The 17322-nt window shown below is 57.3% G+C and carries 20 protein-coding genes and 1 pseudogene; 8 read left to right on the forward strand and 13 right to left on the reverse strand.

The features are described from left to right. Positions 1-511: hypothetical protein (locus tag Q0M74_RS07515; protein WP_293953026.1), on the forward strand; the 511-nt coding region annotated here is incomplete at its 5' end. A gap of 872 nt (positions 512-1383) precedes the next feature. Then, the gene (locus Q0M74_RS07520; protein WP_293953028.1) at positions 1384-2502 is read left to right on the forward strand and encodes a glycosyltransferase family 4 protein; all 1119 of its coding nucleotides are present in this window, start codon (positions 1384-1386) and stop codon (positions 2500-2502) included. 85 nt (positions 2503-2587) lie between these two features. Here the strand turns inward: Q0M74_RS07520 and Q0M74_RS07525 are convergent, their stop codons facing one another. Continuing rightward, entirely contained in the window at positions 2588-4024 is a 1437-nt protein-coding gene (locus tag Q0M74_RS07525) for a hypothetical protein (protein ID WP_293953030.1), read from the reverse strand. A gap of 2 nt (positions 4025-4026) precedes the next feature. Continuing rightward, entirely contained in the window at positions 4027-4809 is a 783-nt protein-coding gene (locus Q0M74_RS07530) for a porin PorA family protein (protein WP_293953032.1), read from the reverse strand. 46 nt (positions 4810-4855) lie between these two features. Here Q0M74_RS07530 and Q0M74_RS07535 point away from each other — a divergent pair, with 46 nt between their 5' ends. Together Q0M74_RS07535 and Q0M74_RS07540 are read left to right on the forward strand one after the other, a co-directional pair. Further along, positions 4856-5947, forward strand: coding sequence for an acyltransferase (locus Q0M74_RS07535; RefSeq protein ID WP_293953034.1), 1092 nt, complete (start codon positions 4856-4858; stop codon positions 5945-5947). A 50-nt stretch (positions 5948-5997) separates the two neighbouring features. Continuing rightward, positions 5998-6489, forward strand: a complete 492-nt coding sequence (locus tag Q0M74_RS07540) for a Gmad2 immunoglobulin-like domain-containing protein (protein WP_293953036.1) — start codon at positions 5998-6000, stop codon at positions 6487-6489. A 17-nt stretch (positions 6490-6506) separates the two neighbouring features. On the opposite strand, the gene Q0M74_RS07545 is transcribed toward Q0M74_RS07540, so the two are convergent. Beyond that, positions 6507-6653 (reverse strand): hypothetical protein, encoded by a 147-nt coding sequence (locus tag Q0M74_RS07545; protein ID WP_293953038.1) that lies wholly within the window; start codon positions 6651-6653, stop codon positions 6507-6509. Positions 6654-6931: 278 nt separating this feature from the next. Beyond that, a complete protein-coding gene (locus Q0M74_RS07550) occupies positions 6932-7192 on the reverse strand; it encodes a helix-turn-helix transcriptional regulator (RefSeq protein WP_293953065.1) in 261 nt (86 codons plus the stop codon). A gap of 148 nt (positions 7193-7340) precedes the next feature. Here Q0M74_RS07550 and Q0M74_RS07555 point away from each other — a divergent pair, with 148 nt between their 5' ends. Genes Q0M74_RS07555 through Q0M74_RS07565 form a run of 3 tightly spaced genes read left to right on the forward strand, consistent with a single transcriptional unit; the run spans position 7341 to position 10284 of the window. After that, entirely contained in the window at positions 7341-8432 is a 1092-nt protein-coding gene (locus Q0M74_RS07555) for an iron ABC transporter permease (protein ID WP_293953040.1), read from the forward strand. A 41-nt stretch (positions 8433-8473) separates the two neighbouring features. Then, entirely contained in the window at positions 8474-9475 is a 1002-nt protein-coding gene (locus tag Q0M74_RS07560; protein WP_293953042.1) for an ABC transporter substrate-binding protein, read from the forward strand. Beyond that, a complete protein-coding gene (locus tag Q0M74_RS07565; protein WP_293953044.1) occupies positions 9472-10284 on the forward strand; it encodes an ABC transporter ATP-binding protein in 813 nt (270 codons plus the stop codon). The genes Q0M74_RS07560 and Q0M74_RS07565 overlap by 4 nt, the downstream gene beginning before the upstream one ends. Positions 10285-10316: 32 nt before the next feature. Here Q0M74_RS07565 and Q0M74_RS07570 read toward each other — a convergent pair whose 3' ends face one another. From Q0M74_RS07570 to Q0M74_RS07610, 9 genes are all read right to left on the reverse strand, one after another. Beyond that, positions 10317-10796 (reverse strand): GNAT family N-acetyltransferase, encoded by a 480-nt coding sequence (locus tag Q0M74_RS07570; RefSeq protein WP_293953046.1) that lies wholly within the window; start codon positions 10794-10796, stop codon positions 10317-10319. 8 nt (positions 10797-10804) lie between these two features. Further along, positions 10805-11119: a hypothetical protein gene (locus tag Q0M74_RS07575; protein WP_293953048.1), complete on the reverse strand. Its 315-nt coding sequence runs from the start codon at positions 11117-11119 to the stop codon at positions 10805-10807. Positions 11120-11257: 138 nt separating this feature from the next. Further along, positions 11258-12160, reverse strand: a complete 903-nt coding sequence (locus tag Q0M74_RS07580; RefSeq protein WP_293953050.1) for an urease accessory protein UreD — start codon at positions 12158-12160, stop codon at positions 11258-11260. Beyond that, positions 12161-12775 (reverse strand): urease accessory protein UreG, encoded by a 615-nt coding sequence (ureG, locus tag Q0M74_RS07585; RefSeq protein ID WP_293953052.1) that lies wholly within the window; start codon positions 12773-12775, stop codon positions 12161-12163. Positions 12776-12825: 50 nt separating this feature from the next. After that, positions 12826-13554: an urease accessory protein UreF gene (locus Q0M74_RS07590; RefSeq protein WP_293953054.1), complete on the reverse strand. Its 729-nt coding sequence runs from the start codon at positions 13552-13554 to the stop codon at positions 12826-12828. Then, positions 13535-14011: an urease accessory protein UreE gene (gene ureE / locus Q0M74_RS07595; RefSeq protein ID WP_293953056.1), complete on the reverse strand. Its 477-nt coding sequence runs from the start codon at positions 14009-14011 to the stop codon at positions 13535-13537. Before ureE ends, Q0M74_RS07590 begins: the two co-directional genes overlap by 20 nt. Positions 14012-14158: 147 nt before the next feature. Continuing rightward, positions 14159-15871 (reverse strand): urease subunit alpha, encoded by a 1713-nt coding sequence (gene ureC / locus Q0M74_RS07600; RefSeq protein ID WP_293953058.1) that lies wholly within the window; start codon positions 15869-15871, stop codon positions 14159-14161. 48 nt (positions 15872-15919) lie between these two features. After that, on the reverse strand, positions 15920-16234 hold the full coding sequence (locus Q0M74_RS07605) for an urease subunit beta (protein ID WP_293953060.1): 315 nt from the start codon (positions 16232-16234) through the stop codon (positions 15920-15922). Positions 16235-16265: 31 nt separating this feature from the next. Next, positions 16266-16568, reverse strand: coding sequence for an urease subunit gamma (locus Q0M74_RS07610; RefSeq protein ID WP_293953062.1), 303 nt, complete (start codon positions 16566-16568; stop codon positions 16266-16268). A 516-nt stretch (positions 16569-17084) separates the two neighbouring features. Between Q0M74_RS07610 and Q0M74_RS07615 the strand changes: the two are divergent. Next, positions 17085-17322, forward strand: a pseudogene (locus Q0M74_RS07615) (hypothetical protein); the annotation flags it as partial.

Raw genomic sequence — 17322 nt, forward strand, 5'->3', positions numbered from 1 at the left:
GCAAGAAGAAGCTATGACGCAAGATACCGCGCTTAGCGATGAAGAGCAGGAAAAGATCTCTCAAGAGCTGTCTGAAGGATTCGAGACACTGTTCACGGAGGTTGTTTATGAGCAATCCCCAGGCAAATGGGCTGTCGATTATGAAGCAGCTGAGCGTGAGAACGTTTCTGCAGAAGAAGCAGAATCTCTGGTGGAGTTTATGGAAGCCCCACTGCCAGATGAAACTCAGCCGTCTGTCTCGGCTCAAAGCTTAGGAACATATGCGGAATGCGTTGTTTGGAACTTTGCTCCAGTGCCGATGTCTCCGCAAGATGCAGCTGCCATTGGCAATCTATTGAAAGCTAAGCAATGGAGGGCAGCGGCAGAAAAGATCACACAGGTAGCGGCCTCAACGGTGCAACGGCAGCCCTCGATTACGGTATTAGCGCCATCGGAGGCCCTGTCGTATGGGGGGTTGCAAAGCTCGCACTTTATGCGGGATCCTGTGCCCTTAGTGAGCAGTTGTAACTAGAAAGGCATTTGCGATGGGCTTTGGCGGAGCTTTGTACAGAACTGAGAAAGACGGTAGGCCTTGGGCTCCCCCGTGGTGGTTTTCCTTGGTGGTACTGCCACTAATGGTTGTCGCAAGTTTCTACATAAGCCAGGTAACTGGCTGGCGCGGGGTCGCATCTTCAAGCGTAGAGGGTGTTTCGTGGAGCGAAGTTAACTCTGAGGGAATTTTTCTTTACGTGGTTCAGTATCTTGGGTTTTATTATGTTCTGGTATTGCCCATCTTCCTGGTTCGCAGATACTTGTGGGCGAAACGTGAGAATCAACAGGATTTATAGGAAACCGATAGGGGAAATGGTTGAGCTTCATTTAGCTCGTTAACTGTTTTCTTAGCAGTAAATGATTGCCCATCTTCGTCCACCTCATCCGTTGCTTATCATTGCTGAGCTTGTCTCCTCCCCGCTGGCTGCGGAGTGCTGGCAAAGTTTTTCGGGAAAAGGAGTGACCGCCCTGTGGTGCCTGTTCCCTGCATAACTGTGTTGAGGTAGAAAGTATTTTCTAGTCATTTCCTATGTATGTCCACCCCTGATGGAAGACTGATACCCATGAAACCAATCAAGGATGTCCTCGCCACCCATGGTGTGCACGTCGATGATCCTGACGATGTCCCCCTTAGATGATCATCAGGGGGTGGAACTCTCACTGGTTCATGTGGAAGAATCAGAATCGCTCTGAACAGCGCAAATACCTCATATGGAAAATGAAAAGTTCATATGAAGCCCAGAAAGTTTCAGGCGAGAGGCTCTTGCCCCACTTCCTGTAAGGAGATACGCAGGACTCTGACACTCCCTGATTTCCCGCCCCCACCACAGCAGAACTAGGCTGGATGATCCTATGAAGATCCTTCTGCTGTGCTGGCGTGAATCCACCCATCCCCAGGGTGGTGGCAGTGAACGCTACCTGGAACGGGTGGGGGAATATCTCGCCCGTCAGGGCCATGAGGTGGTTTATCGCACGGCGGGTCATACAGATGCACCACGACGTGCCATGCGCGATGGGGTGCGTTATTCCCTCAGTGGCGGGAAGTTCAGTGTGTATCCAAAGGCCTGGGCTGCGATGATGCTCGGACGTATGGGCCTGGGGACCTTCCGTGGGGTGGATGTGGTGGTGGACACCCAGAATGGCATCCCATTTTTCGGAAGGTTCTTCTCCGGCAAACCGACAGTTCTGCTGACACATCATTGTCATCGGGAGCAGTGGCCGGTCGTCGGCAAGCTCCTGGCTCCGGTGGGGTGGTTCCTGGAAAGCCATGTGGCACCCCGTGCCTACCGCAACGCTCCTTATGTGACGGTGTCCACACCCAGCCGGGATGAATTGGTGGAGCTTGGGGTGGATGCTGAACGTATTCATCTGATCCAGAATGGTCTTGATCCGGTGCCGGCCCATATTCCACGCCTGGATGAGGAGGGCATTCATCTGGTCACGCTCTCGCGCCTGGTGCCCCATAAACAGATTGAGCACGCCATGGACGTGGTGGCTGCCATCGAAGGTGTGCACCTGGATGTGGTGGGTAGTGGTTGGTGGGAGGAACAGCTGCGTGACTATGCCCGTGAGCTGGGCGTTGTGGACCGGGTGACTTTCCACGGGCAGGTGGCAGAAGATCATAAGCATGCGCTGTTGCGTCGTGCCGCGATTCACCTCATGCCTTCACGTAAGGAAGGGTGGGGTCTGGCTGTGGTGGAGGCCGCCCAGCATTCCGTCCCCACGATCGGTTACCGCAGTTCCGGTGGTCTGCGTGATTCCATCATCGATGGCCAGACGGGCGTGCTGGTGGATTCCAAGGCTGAGCTGATTGCTGCGGTGCGCCACCTGCTTACCGACGCCCCCTCCCGCGCCCTCTTAGGCCAGCACGCCGCCCAGCGTGCGGGGTCTTATTCCTGGGACACCGCCGGAACCCAGTTTGAACAGTTGTTGACCTCATTGCTGCCGTCTTCATTAACCCCGAAATCATAACCCTGAAATCATAACCACGAAAGGACTCGAATTAACCCTGAAAGCAGTCATTTTTTCGACTCCTTTCGTGGTTATGATTTCAGGGTTAATGTGCTGCAGGCTTCTTCCTTCTGCCCCGCACACCAAAGAGCCCCAACGGCAGCACCATCCAGAACACGGTCAGGCCAAGGCCCAGGTAGAAACGCCAACCCCGTTGTGGCCCGGCTCCTGTCTCCACAATCTGATCACCATCAATGACCACCCCGATTCCCAGATCCTCCAGACGCTGAAGGTCGCCTGCCCGCCAGGCGGTTGTCGCCTCACTCCATCTGCGGCTGGGGGCATCGGTGATCATGCCATCAACGCGGAGTTCCCCGGATTCCACCAGTGATAATGCCTTAGAACGTGGATCCACCACCGGTAGGCCGTCATCCCGAAGTATCAACGTGGGCGCTTCAACGATGAACACATCACGCCCCCCAGCAAGGTCCACCAGCTCAGCATCGTGCCCCTGTCCCTGCACCGGTTGAAGAACAGACATCTCCCGTGGTGCATCAGGGATCTGCAACAGGGCCAGCGCCACCGCCACCCATTCCAGAGGCTTCTTCAATCCCGCCGCCATGGCCACATACGCGGGAATGGCCAGCATGAGAAGCTTCTGAGAGTCACGGAACAGTGCCGCGCCGGGAACATAAGACACAGTCCAGGAGAAGATTTCAGGCAGCAGCCAGGAACCCAGGGAGCCGGCAAAACCCACCAGTGCCAGTGCCAGTAACGGCCATGGGCAGTTGCGGACACCCAGCAGGAGGACACCAAAGAGCAGGATTCCAAACAGTGTGAAACCCGCCTCGCGGGATGCCGGGACCGCAGCAACATTCCAGATACCACCCAAGCCCAGAGCTGTCCCCACTGTTCCTGCCTGTGCCTCAGCACGGATGGCGAAGGCGAGTGCACCACCAGAGGTGGGTGGCGCAAGAAGTGCCGGGACCAACCAGGGCAACCAGGACAACAGAGCGAAGATGAGGGTGAGCAGACGCCGTCTGGAGGTGGCCATCGCCACCACGGCTGCGATCACAGCGCCAGTGGGGGTCAGGGACGCCACCCACATGGCCACGATCTGCGCCCGCGGATGCTTCCGCAACGCTACGATCACGGGCAATAGCCAGGCCGCCATCACCAGTGACCAGTGCCCCTGCAGAAGCCTTTCCACCGCGAAGGGGTTGTAGATGGCGATGGTCACGGCAACAAACTGTGCACGGCCCAACTGCATCGCCCCCCAGGCCCCGGCAAGGCCTGCAGCAAACAGGAGGATCCTGACCACCCAGCTCACCGGCACAAAACCCAACAACGCCAGGGCACCATCCTGGGGTGCGTTCCGGGAGGGGAGATCACCAAAACCCAGGGCGTTGAGTGACAAAGCAGGGTCATCCACCACAGCCATGTCACGGAGGAGAAGCTCTCCCGGCGCGGCCAGCGGCCACAGCAGGGAACCCAGCAGGAGTGTGGTCCATGCCCACAGCAACATCCCTTTGGTGTTGGACATGGTTAGCGCCGGGTTCGGAAGATTCCAGTTTGGAACACGCCAACGCCCAGCAGGATGAGTCCAAGGAATTTACTGAAGAAGTCGAGGGTTTTGGCGGTTTTCAGTGTGGTGGTGATGTCGTCAGCATGGGACTGGAGGATCTCCTGTGATTCTGGGGTGTAGGAGAATTCCATCTGGCGTTCGCCACCGGGTTCATGGAAGGTCATGAGTTCATGTTTGTTCAGGATGGTTCCTGAGTGTCGGTCGACTTCGAGGGTGCGTTCGACGGAGTAGTGGGTGTTGTCATCTAGTGGTTCAAAACGGCGGTGTTGGTAGAAGATGTAGACATCGCCGTCGCGGGAGAGGTAGTCCACGGGTTCGGCATCACCGAGGGTGAGGTCGAGGTACTGGTAGGAGTTCCGCAGTGTGTTGGCTGGGAAGAAGTAGTGGAGGCCTTCGTGGAGGATCTCTTCTCCCCGGCCGTTCTCAGCGGTGGTGGTTGATTGGAAGATCGGGAAGCGGGAGTGGCCGATGAGTGTCACGTCATCGGTGTTCTCTGAGACCACGTTGCCGGATTGATCGGTGAGAATTCTCTCAACATGGACGGCGATCTCATCGATTTTTTCCGTCGGGGCGGTGGTGAGGTGGTTGGTCTGTGTGAATCCCTGGGGGCTGTCCTTGACCACGGTGAGGTCCAGGTCAGTGGGGAGTGTGCGGGCTTGGCCCTTCATGTAGGGAGGTACGGAGAATGCGAATACCAGAAGGGCCACACCCATGATGATCAGTATGGCGGCTGACTTCTTCACAGCAGACCCCTTTCAGCCGCATCCGCTAAGCTCACAATTCACAACAATGTCTCATCAATCCTACGCAGCCTCCGTACCGGCTGGATTCATCAGCTCACTCGAGGGGCTCCGCGCGATTGCAGCCCTCGGGGTGTTGGCAACCCATGCCGCATTTCAGACGGGTGTGGATCCGGCGGGAACGATCGGGAGTGTGCTGGCACGTTTTGATTTCTTCGTCGCGGTGTTTTTTGCGCTCTCGGCATTTTTGCTGTGGCGTCGCCGGGATAGTAATCCTCCGGGAGTGTATTACCTGAAGCGTTTGGCCAGGATCATGCCGGCTTATTGGCTGACGGTGGTGGCGGTGTTGTTATTCATTCCCACCGGCCCGTGGTGGGTCAATCTCACCATGACGCAGATTTATGTGGCAGATGGTCTCATGACCGGGCTGACCCATCTGTGGTCATTATGCGTGGAGATGGCGTTCTACCTGGTGATGCCACTGTTGGCGGTGGTGCTGGGGCGCTGTGGACAACGTGCCCGCATTGGCCTTATCCTGGTCGGTGCCGTGTTGAGCCTGGGGTGGGCTTTCATCCCCATGGTGGAGAATTCGATTGCCAACGGGTGGCCGAATATGCAGATCTGGCCCCCTGCTTATGCCTGTTGGTTTGCGGTGGGGATGTTGGCCGCGGAGTGTGAGGGTGTGCGGTTCCCACGCATCCCCAGTGTGATCTGGTGGGCACTGGCCCTGGTGACCGCCTGGGTGGCGGGGCAGGAATGGTACGGACCCCTGGGGCTGACCCATCCTGCGCCGGGGGAGTTTGTGTTGCGCATCCTGGCAGGCACCGCGTTTGCCGCATTTCTTGTGGTTCCCTATGCACTGGGCACACATTCAGCTCTGCTCAACACTGATTTCATGCGGGCGATGGGGAAGTGGTCCTATTCCATCTTCCTGTGGCATCTGCCGGTGTTGACCATCGTGTTTCCGTTGCTGGGCTTGAATCTGTTCAGTGGGAACTTTCTGCTGGTGTTTGTGTCGACCGTGGTGATCACCATTCCTGTGGCTGCAGCAAGCTATGTGCTGGTGGAGGAACCTGTGATGCGGTGGGTCCGAGGCCTGAGCAGGAAAAAGGCCAGTGATGTGGATCTCACCACGGGGTAGGGCTGGTTCTACCCAGAGCTCATGTTTTACCTCCAGGAAGGTGTTTTGCCATGAGTATCCACATTCAGCAACCCCAACCCTTTGACATTGTCGGAGACACTGTTCATATTGCCGGCATTGCAGGTGGGGCATTCGAAGCCAGCTACAACTATATGATCACTGAAGGCCATGATGGGGTGAGTGGGCACTTCATGGCAGGGGATGGTATCGGCGGACATGGTCAATTCCAGGTTGAGGCCGATATTTCCCAGGCTGCTTTTACCCATGTGCTTGCCCATCTTGAGGTATTCCATGTGTCTCCCCGTGATGGTTCGCGCCTGGACCTGGTGGTGGTGCCGGTGATTCTGGGATCATCCATCGTGCCTGGCTACTCCACTTATGTGGAATATGTGGTGAAAGCTGGTGACACCTTGGGAAAGATTGCCGCCGAGCATTATGGCGACAGTAGCCTCTATCATCGTTTGGTTGTTGCCAACCCGAGCATCACCAACCCCAACCTCATTCATCCCGGTGATCTGATCAGGGTGCCGCGCGCACTATAGGGGCCGTCGATAAGCGCTCAGGGGGAGTGGTGAGCTTGTCGACGCTCGCGTCGCTCCGTGCGGGTGGGCCCCTCCAGCCCGAAGCGCTGCTTGTCTTTTTCGTGCCACCAGTCCAGGCCCCAGAGCAGGGAGATCCGGTCAGTCGGCAAGGAAGTGACGGGCAATGATTGCTGCCAAAAATAATCCGGCTAGGGGGAGGGGCTCAAAGGGTTTCAGGGAAAGGGGAAGTCCCATGAACGGGGAATTTTGGGCAAAGTATCGCCAGTGATCTCCGAGAAAAAGATGGCGTTTACCAACATAGGCGCTCCCTACGGCGATGATGTAGGCGCGAGACTGGGTTTGAAGGGGAGCCTGTTCGTCTCCACTGAAAGGGAAAGTCCCGAAGTTCATCCTCGGTGGGTAAGCAGCCGAAAATCTGAAGATTCCTAGGGTGTCGCGGGAGTTAATGCGCAGAGTGGTCGTGGGAGTGGGTACCACCCAGGTGGTGCAGGAGCGCGTGGATGCGGGGATCGGTGAGGCTGTAGCGGACTTCGCGTCCCACCTTGTGTGGTTGGATGGTCCCGGCATCGGTGAGGTGGATTAATGCTGCTGAGGCGGTCGGGATGCGGACGCCGACGGTGTCTGCGAGTTCGGAGACGGTGGCCTCGCCGGGGCCGCGGTAGTGCATGGCCAGCAGGAGGCGGAGTCGGGTGGGGTCCCCCATCACCTTGAAGATCGGAGCCCATTCTTCTGCCAGGTTTACCGGGGAGCCCTGATGTTCGTGCACAGCCTGTTCCCTTCGATTTCCGGATTATTTAGTCAATTCGATAGTCAAATGAATGATTGAATGTTATCATCAAAACATGCTACCAATGCTACGGGTTTTACCTATCAATGCCAAGGGTGGTGATGACACTCTCGGTTACACCGCCCGACGTCATCGCACCCTTGCATGGTGCGGAACCCTGATCATTGCTCTGGTGCTCACGATGGGCGCAGGCATCATCGCCGGCCCCGTTGACATCTCACTCGCAGACACCATCCGTATTCTTGCGCATCACCTGTTCGGCAGCAGTCTGACTGGCACCACCCAAGTGACTCAAGATGCCATCGTATGGGATATCCGCGTCCCCCGGGTGTTGTTGGGGGCTGCTGTTGGCGCAGGTCTTGCCCTGGCGGGAGTGATCCTGCAGGCACTGGTTCGCAATATGCTGGCTGACCCTTATGTTCTCGGTGTGAATTCCGGTGCCAGCGTAGGGGCTGCCGCTGCAGTGCTTTTTGGTGCCGGTGCAGGTTTTGGTGATTATGCCCTTCAGGGCAGTGCCTTCTTCGGAGCCTTGACCGCCTCCTTGCTGGTGTTCTTCATTGCCCGCGGTGCCGGCCGGTTGACCTCCACCCGCTTGCTCATGTCAGGTGTGGCTGTGGGATATGCACTCTCTGCAGCCACCAGCTTTTTGGTCTTTGCCTCTGACTCGGCTGAAGGTGCGCGCTCTGTGATGTTCTGGCTGCTCGGCTCCCTGGGTCTGGCTGCATGGAATGGACCTTTGGCAGTGATCATCGTGGTGGTCAGTGCGGTATCCGCGGTCCTAATGATCTGGGGCCGCAAGCTGGATGCCCTGACCGCAGGTGATGAGACCGCCCTGACCTTGGGTATCAACCCGGATCGCTTCCGCCTCATTCTGCTGGTGGTGTCCTGCATGCTGGTCGGTGTCATCGTGGCCATGGCCGGTTCCATTGGCTTCATCGGTCTGGTGGTCCCGCACCTGGCCCGTCGCATCGTGGGTGGTTCCCACCGGGCTGTACTTCCGGTCTCCGCACTCATTGGCTCCATTCTGCTTATCTGGGCGGATATCCTCGCCCGCACCATCCTCGCCCCCCAGGAGATGCCGATCGGCATCATCACCGCTCTGGTGGGTGCTCCCTTCCTGCTCATCCTCGTCCGCCGAATGCGGGCCACAACATAACTGATTCGCCCAACTGATCTCAGAATTGAAGGAATTAGTCAATGAACAACCGCATCCGAATTCTCACCGCAACCTTTGCCTTGGGCGCACTCCTTCCGATCGCTGCTTGTTCCACTGACTCTGATGACGGGGTGGGCACTGCAGCAAACGGGACCACAGACGCAGCCATCAGCGTGGAGAACTGCGGTGACACCATCACCTTTGATGCAGCGCCGGAACGCGTGACCCTGCTGGATAATCCTGCGGTGTCCACCCTGGCAGCTCTTGATGTCTTAGACCGCGTCACCGCCAAGGCCGGCCTTTATCCCACTGAGTATTACAGCGATGATGTGGCCGTACAGTTGGATGAGATCCCGACCCTGACTGATCAGGTTGATGCCACGGGCCATCTGCAGATCTCCCGGGAAACCGTGGTCGAGACCACCCCGGATCTGGTCATCGGATCCTCAGATACGGTCAACCGCCAGACACTCGGTGCCAATGGCGCCCCACTGCTGGATGAACCGGCTTTCTGTGGTTCACTCACCGGGGAGGTTTCCTTTGAGGATGTCTATGACCAGGTGGAACTCTATGGAACCGTCTTTGAGAAAGAAGACGAGGCCGAGGCTTATATTGCCGAACTGAAAGAACGGGTGACGGCGGTCAGTGAGGCTATCCCAGCTGATGAGGAGCGCACCGTGGCTGTGCTCTTCCCCACTCCCGGTTCTTCGGCAACCTACGCCTATGGAACAGGATCCATGTCCTATCCACTGGTTGATGTAGCCGGCTTGGACAATGTCTTTGGTGATGAGGATGAGCGTGTCTTTGAGGTCACCGCGGAAGAACTCATCAACCGCAACCCTGATGTCATCATCACCCTGCACACTGACAGCAACGTGGATGCCATCGTCAAGGCAGTACAGGACCTCCCCGGTGCTGGCGCCCTCGAAGCAGTCCAGAACGACATGATTTATCCGATGCTGCTCAGCTTCGCCGAACCACCGAGCCCACTGACCGTGGATGGCTTGGAACAGCTCGCTGACTTCCTGGAGGAGACACGATGAGCATTCACGGCAATAACATCACTTACTCCTATGGCAAGAATCTTGTAGTTGACGGTGTCACCATTGATATCCCGGAATATGGCACCGTGGGACTGGTGGGGCCCAATGGCAGTGGCAAGACCACTCTGCTGCGTACCCTCTATGGATCACTGCAGCCGGATTCCGGCACGGTGAGCGTGAATGACAAGGCTTTTAAGAAGATTTCCCGCAAGGTGCTGTCCAAAACCCTGGCGGTGGTCGCGCAGGAGCACGCCTCAGATCTTCCGATGGTGGTGGCTGACCTGGTTATGCTGGGCCGCATGCCCCATCAGGGTCTGGCCTCACGTCCCTCGGCGGAGGATGAACGCATGGTCGAAAATGCCCTGCGTCACGTGGGGGTATTTCACCTGGCTGGGCGTAATTTCTCTGATCTTTCCGGTGGTGAGCGCCAGCGTGTCCTCATTGCTCGCGCACTGGTGCAGGAAGCCACCCACATCCTGCTGGATGAGCCCACCAACCACCTGGATATCCGCTATCAGCATGATGTTCTCGCCCTGCTCGCCGACCTGCCCACCAGCTGCGTGGTGGTGCTCCATGATCTCAACCTGGCTGCCCGTTACTGCGATCATGTCCTGATCCTGCAGGATGGTCGCGTGGTCGCCCGGGGCGCGCCCACCGATATCTTCACCCCGGAGATCCTGGAGCCTGTCTATGGCATCAAGGTCCGTCGTTTCGATATCGACGGTGAGATGAATCTGGTCTTCCGCCAGCTTGAGCACCCGGCGCAGACGGTTAAAGAGCAGCACCGCCTCCTGTCCAGCGTTGCCTGAGGTGCTTATCGACGCCCTCTTATCCCCGGTACTTAACTGTGTAGATCCTTCAGATACCAGGCGTCCATCGCGGAGTGCTCCGATCCGGGCAGGGGTTCGGGAAGGAGCGTGAAACCATACTTCTCATAGAGGGCGCAGGCAGCTTTCAGGCTGTGCATGGACTCCAGATAACACTGCTGGAAATACTTGCCGGCAAAGGTGAGTGCTTTATCCATAAGCAGATGTGAGAGCCCCATACCCTGGGCTGAGGAAGCAAGATACAGTTTCTGCAGCTCAGCGGTTGAGCCCTCTACGCCAAAAGGCGCGATACCCACACCACCGACCACCCGGCCATCTACTTCCACCACCCAATAATGGGCGCGGGGCAGGGGCGCATAGAACCCATAAAGATCACCCAGTTGCGGATCAAAATAGGCAGAGCCGGGGATCGCCAGGCCATGGGATTCCAGTGAATCCTGGATTATCGCCTTGATGGCCGCGTTGTCCCGCTGTTGGATACTCCGAATAACCACCGGGGTTATCACTCGAAGAAGGCGTAGTGGATGCCCGTTGCAATCGTGCAGAAGACCTGCTGGTGGGACAGCGGAACCTGGTCACAGTTGCCCGGGGTGCGGGTGCCGATGGAGGAGAATACAAAATGACCCAGGCCCTGGATCAGCGTGGTTTCCTGGGCCCGGTTGAGGTCCAGAGAGGTCATGGGTGCACCCTGGGGATCGACCATTGGGTTTTCCGGAATATTGCTGGAGACAGCATCTGCGGTCGGGGTGGGGACTGCTGACAGGGCCAGGCCTGCACTAAGCGCAATTTTAAGGAGACGCTGTGAGTTCTTTGACATTATTAAGACATTAATATTGGTTTTCTTATTTTGTGGCGGAATCCGGCGAAACCTGCTCAGAACCCCACCTGGCACTTAAAAAACGCGACATCGTGGGAAAACTCTCTTTCCCACGGTGACGCGCACTTAAGCAGCGATTTAGTACTTACGAAGCTCCAAGGGGCCCTGGCCCCGGAAGCGGCGACGAAGCTCATCAGCCACCATGGTGATCAGGCTGTACAGATCCTCGGTATAGGTACCGATGGCACGGACAGCCAACCCCGGGCCGTCGGTGAAGGTGACGGCATCTAGCACCTTGTGCTTATAGCTGGACTGGTGCGCAGCCATCAGCTCACGGATCTCCTTGACCATCTCTGCCGTGATATTGGGATCCACAGCGATCAGGGTGGCGAAGTGGGTCTGATCCTCCAGGAACAGCAGGGAATCAGCGGTGAAGGAACCATCACCGGGACGCACCAGCAGATTATCCACCACTGCCAGATCCTCACCGACTTGGACAGCGGTACGCATGCGCACCTCATCAAACTTGAACTGGGAACCATCAGGAGCCCAACCCGGTGTGACGATCTCTGCGGTCAGCAGGGAAGCAGTGGGATCCATCTGCACATTCATATACTGCGCGTAGGTGGCATCTTCATAGGCGATCAGTTGATCGGGGATGTACTCAAAAACCGCGCCGGGTCCGAGTTCCACATCGAAGTCCTGGAGGGAATAGTTCTCCGGGGTCTTGTAGATCTTGGTTGCGGACTGTCCGGTCAGCAGCAGTGAGGCGTTTTCCTCAACCTGGATCTTGAAGTGGTAGTCATCTCCACCGAAGTAGGCACCACCCGGGTTGATGATGGTGTAGTAGACCTGGCCGGAATCATCCAGGTAGTGGGCCCGCATGAGGCGGAGCGCACCCTGATGGTAGCGACGGCCCGCCACTGAACGACCATCCTGATTCTTGATCTGGAGGTCCAGTACCCCTACGGGTTCACGGAGCGTGTGGAACCGGGGCAGAGCGGTGCCGGTCTGGGCCTGGGGAAGCGCGGCGGTGGTCATTTAATCGACCAAGTCTTTCATGAGGACGTCCTTGCGGAGCCATGCGAGCACCTTGTCCAGGCCCTCATCGGTCTTCAGGTTGGTGAACACGAAAGGCTTCTCACCGCGGAAGTGCTTGGAGTCGGATTCCATCACGGACAGGTCCGCGCCCACATGTGGTGCGAGGTCGGTCTTGTTGATGATGAACAGGTCAGACTTGATCATGCCCTGGCCAGCCTTGCGTGGGATCTTCTCACCCTGGGCCACATCGATGATGTAGATGGAGAAATCAACAAGCTCCGGGGAGAAGGTGGCGGACAGGTTGTCGCCGCCGGACTCGATGAACACAATATCCAGGTCATCGTTGTTCTTCACCAGTTCGCGGTAGGCGGCATCATTCATGGAGGTATCTTCACGGATGGCGGTGTGCGGGCAGCCACCGGTCTCCACACCGATGATGCGGCTTTCTGGAAGAACAGACTCACGGGCCAGGATCTTGGCATCTTCAAGGGTATAGATATCGTTGGTGATCGCAGCCATCGATACTTCCTCGGCCAGAGCACGGGTGACGCGTTCGATCAGCTGGGTCTTGCCGGATCCGACGGGGCCGCCGATACCAATCTTGATGGGTTCCATGGTGCTGTTCCTTTCAGAGGTTTTTTATTTAGGGAAGATGTGGCGCGAGTCTAAGACATGAACATGCGTGAGCGCAGGTTTTCATGCTGCATCTGCGCAATTTCCAGGCCGGGTGCTGCGGCACCGAGGTCCAGATAACCGTGCTGCATTGTCAGCTGCACTGCCTCTTCGATCACGGGGTAGGAGCCAACCAGAACCTTCTGACCAGCATTTTGTCCAATCGGGATGCCACGGATGGCGTTCTGGGTCAGGGACGCAGTGGTCTGCATGAGGAAGCTGCGCACAGTCATTTCCGTATCCAGGCCGACGGCGCTGAGTGCCAGTCCGTGGGCAAGTGCGGGACAACCGAAGACTTCACCATCGTTGGCGGCCTGTGCGTACCACTGGACCAGTGGGTGGTCGGGGACGGCCACCTCGATGATCTTGCACATCCGCAGACCCATGGAGGCATTTGCCTCGCGGATCTGGCGGGGCACCAGTGTGGTGTGGGCCAGGGTATCCAGCTGCTTGAGCTCGCGGATGGCATCCCCATGCGGTTGGCGTACGGCCTCGGCGGTGAGCTTGGCGACGAGGGCGTCATTGAAGCTTGACTGCCTGATATAGGCATACATCCACGTGGAGAAGGTATCCGGGGAGTTGACGATATCGCGCTGCAGGTAACTTTCTAGCCCGAGTGAGTGGCTGAAACCACCGGTGGGCAGTGCGGAGTCTGTCAGGTGGAGCATGGTCAGCATGGCCTGGGGGCTGCTGACCCCGATGCTAGTGGGAGTGCTCAGCATGACGGAAAGCCTCAGGCATGACGCGCTGTTCACGGGTGAACGGAGCCTTTACGTGCTCCAGGAAGTGCTCAACGGTGTGATCGTACTGCACCACCATGACGGCCTGTCCATATTCGGAATTGGCATCGAAGAACTGTGCCTGCAGGTGGCGGTTGCCCAGGGAGTGGGCAACAAAGGCCATCTCGTAGATAGATTCGGGCCGAATGACCAGAACATCGGATGGTTCCACGGATACGGTGATCAGCAGATCATCGTCGTTGGCCAGGATGTCGCCGTCGCTAAGCTCACCGAAACCGCTGGGGAGACGGAGGCCAATGTCGCGACCACCGTCGGTGGTGCCACGCTGGATGCGCTTGGTCAGGTCCAGGTTGCTGAGGACAAGATGTTCTTCAGTCTTCCCGTTGAGCTCGGCTTCCGATAGTTCAGACCGGTTGCCGAGGACTTCAGTGATTAACAATCGACTGCTCCTTCGCCTATATGTGAAGATATTTAATAAGTTAGGTCGGCCGTGGGTGCTGGCTCAAAGTCCCGTGAAGGGAGAACACGCCACGGCTACGACACGGCCGTGTCGCAACCGTGGCGTGTTCAAGGTGATGGTGGGCTACTAGAAGAGGAAGTAGCGCTGCGCCATCGGCAGTTCATCAGAAGGCTGGGAGCTGATAACTTCGCCGTCCACGCGGACCTCGTAGGTCTGTGGATCAACCTCGATGCTCGGGGTAGCGGAGTTGAACTTCAGATCAGCCTTGGTGATATTGCGCATGTTCTTGGCTTCCGCGAAGGTGCGCGTGGTGTTCAGCTTGTCCGGCAGTCCATCCTCCAGTGCCACGGTCGGCAGGAAGGTGAGGGAGGAGCTGTGGACAGCGGTGCCCAGGGAGCCGAAGGAACGGCGGTGGGTAACCGGCTGGGGGGTCGGGATGGAACCATTGGAATCGCCCATGGCGCTCATCACGATCTGTCCGCCCTTGAGCACGATGGAGGGCTTGATGCCGAAGAAACGTGGCTCCCAGATCACGATGTCAGCGAACTTGCCGACCTCGATGGATCCGATCTCGTGGGCAATACCCTGGGCAATCGCCGGGTTGATCGTGTACTTGGACACATAACGTTTGATGCGGTTGTTGTCATTGCCCTCGGTATCACCCTCCAGCGGGCCCCGCTGCTTCTTGTTCTGGTGTGCAACCTGCCAGGTACGCAGCACCACTTCACCGACACGGCCCATGGCCTGGGAGTCAGATGAGGTGATGGAGAAAACGCCCAGATCGTGCAACACGTCCTCCGCGCCGATGGTGGCGCCGCGGATACGGGAGTCAGCGAAGGCAACATCCTCCGGAATATCCGGGTTCAGGTGGTGGCAGACCATGAGCATGTCCAGGTGCTCATCAATGGTGTTCTTGGTGTACGGCAGCGTCGGGTTGGTGGACGCAGGCAGAACATGGGGAAGCTCGGCGATCTTGATGATATCCGGAGCGTGTCCGCCACCGGCGCCCTCAGTGTGGAAGGTGTGGATGACGCGACCATCAATCGCGCGGACAGTGTCCTCCAGATAACCACCCTCGTTGAGGGTATCGGTGTGGATGGCGACCTGGAAGTCCAGGTTGTCAGCAGCGGTCAGGGTCTTATCAATGGAGGAAGGAGTGGAGCCCCAGTCCTCGTGGATCTTCAGGCCGATGGCACCACCACGGATCTGATCCTCGAGTGGCTTGAGGGTGGAGGCATGACCCTTGCCCAGAAAACCGACGTTGATCGGCAGGTCCTGGGTGGCCTCGATCATGCGCTGGATATGCCAGGAACCAGGGGTGATGGTCGTGGCCTTGGTGCCCACGGAAGGTCCGGTTCCGCCACCGATGAGGGTGGTGGTGCCGTTGCTCAGCGCGGTATCAACCTGGTCTGGGGAAATAAAGTGAATGTGGGTATCGATCGCACCGGCGGTGATGATCATGTGCTCACCAGCGATGATATCGGTGCTGACACCGATCGGGATGGTGATGTCATCCTGAATATCCGGGTTACCCGCCTTGCCGATTCCGGAGATGCGACCCTCGCGGATGCCGATATCGGCCTTGTAGATTCCGGTGTAGTCAAGGATGAGGGCACCGGTGATGACGGTGTCCGGGACGCCTTCCTCGCGGGTGAGGCGGCCGTTCTGGCCCATGCCATCGCGAATGGTCTTGCCGCCACCGAAGCGGACTTCATCGCCGTAACTGGTCAGATCTTTTTCGACGCGGAGAACCAGGTCGGTATCGGCCAGACGCACACCGTCACCGGTGGTTGGTCCGAAAAGCTCCGCGTACTGCTGACGATTCATCTCAAAAGACATTTGACAGTACTCCTTTAGAAAGTTTGTGGGTCTGTAGGGTGCGCCGGGCTAGCTGAGCGGGCCGTTGATTTCGTCGTTGAAGCCGTGAACCTCACGGGCTCCGCCGAAGTCGATCAGCTGAACGCTTCGCTTATCGCCGGGCTCGAGACGTACTGCGGTGCCAGATGGGATGTCGAGACGCTTGCCACGGGCGGCATCACGGTCGAATTCGACCGCCTTGTTGATTTCCGCGAAGTGGTAGTGGGAACCGACCTGGATGGGGCGGTCGCCGGTGTTAACCACATCGATTGAGATAGCTTCGTAGCCCTCGTTGCAGACGATGGTGGGGCCTTCTTCACTGATGAAGTACTCGCCAGGTTTCATTGCTGATTCTCCAGAGTTCTCGAAAGTTGGACTATCGGATTGGGTCGTGGACGGTGACCAGCTTGGTTCCGTCTGGGAAGGTCGCCTCAACCTGGATGTCCGGGATCATCTCTGCGACGCCATCCATGACGTCATCCTTGGTGAGAATCTCCGCTCCAGAGCTCATTAGTTCGGCGACGGTGCGTCCGTCACGTGCGCCTTCCATCACCTCAGCGGTGATGTAGGAAACAGCTTCCGGGTGGTTGAGCTTCAAGCCGCGGTCCTTACGACGGCGCGCTACATCGGCGGCAACGACGATGAGAAGCTTCTCCTGCTCGCGTGCTGAAAGGTGCATGTCACTCCTTGAAGTAGGGGGTTAATAGGTAATACTTAACCGTTTGTTTTAGTTTTAGCATATTTTTTACGGGTTGTCATGGAGAAAATATGAACCCGAGGGGATTGTGGATTAACGGCGATGGTGGGGCGACGGCTCTTCGCAATTCCAAGAAGTTCCGCGAGTTCGACTGCCGTTTCCTTAAGTGTATCCACATATCGTGCAAAGGGTGGTGAGTTTGGGCTATTGGGAAAATTGACATCATTGCAGGTGGTGGCCACTATTGCGCATTTCCAATACTCTAGTAACTTTATTAAGTTAATAGACACCCCCAATAGGGTGATCCACGGCGAGCTATGCGTAGATGTGATGTACTTAATAAAGGCTACCATCCTTGCCGTTAGCCGGTGGAGCCCATCCGGCCTGGTATCGAAATCAATAGCTATTTTTTACGGAAAACAGCATTTTATTTATTTGCTCGATTCGACCTTAGAAATGTCCATAAATAACACCTTTCAGGAAAGGTTGTAGGAGACTATGTCAGAGCCATCTTCTACCAAGCATGCGGGCGGGCCAGTTTTCAGTATGGGACATGGTCGCGCAGTATCGATCTTGATGATCGGCACCGCCTGTCTTGCGTTCACTGCCATTTGGGTCAAGGGAGCCAACTTTGAGCCAGCCACCTCAGTGGTTCTCCGCTGCTGGTTGCCCATAATCATCTTCGTTCCTTTTGCCTGGCGCGAGTACAGGAAGAAGGGTGGCATCAACAAGGCCG

The sequence above is a fragment of the uncultured Corynebacterium sp. genome (assembly GCF_945649885.1).
Classification (GTDB): domain Bacteria; phylum Actinomycetota; class Actinomycetes; order Mycobacteriales; family Mycobacteriaceae; genus Corynebacterium.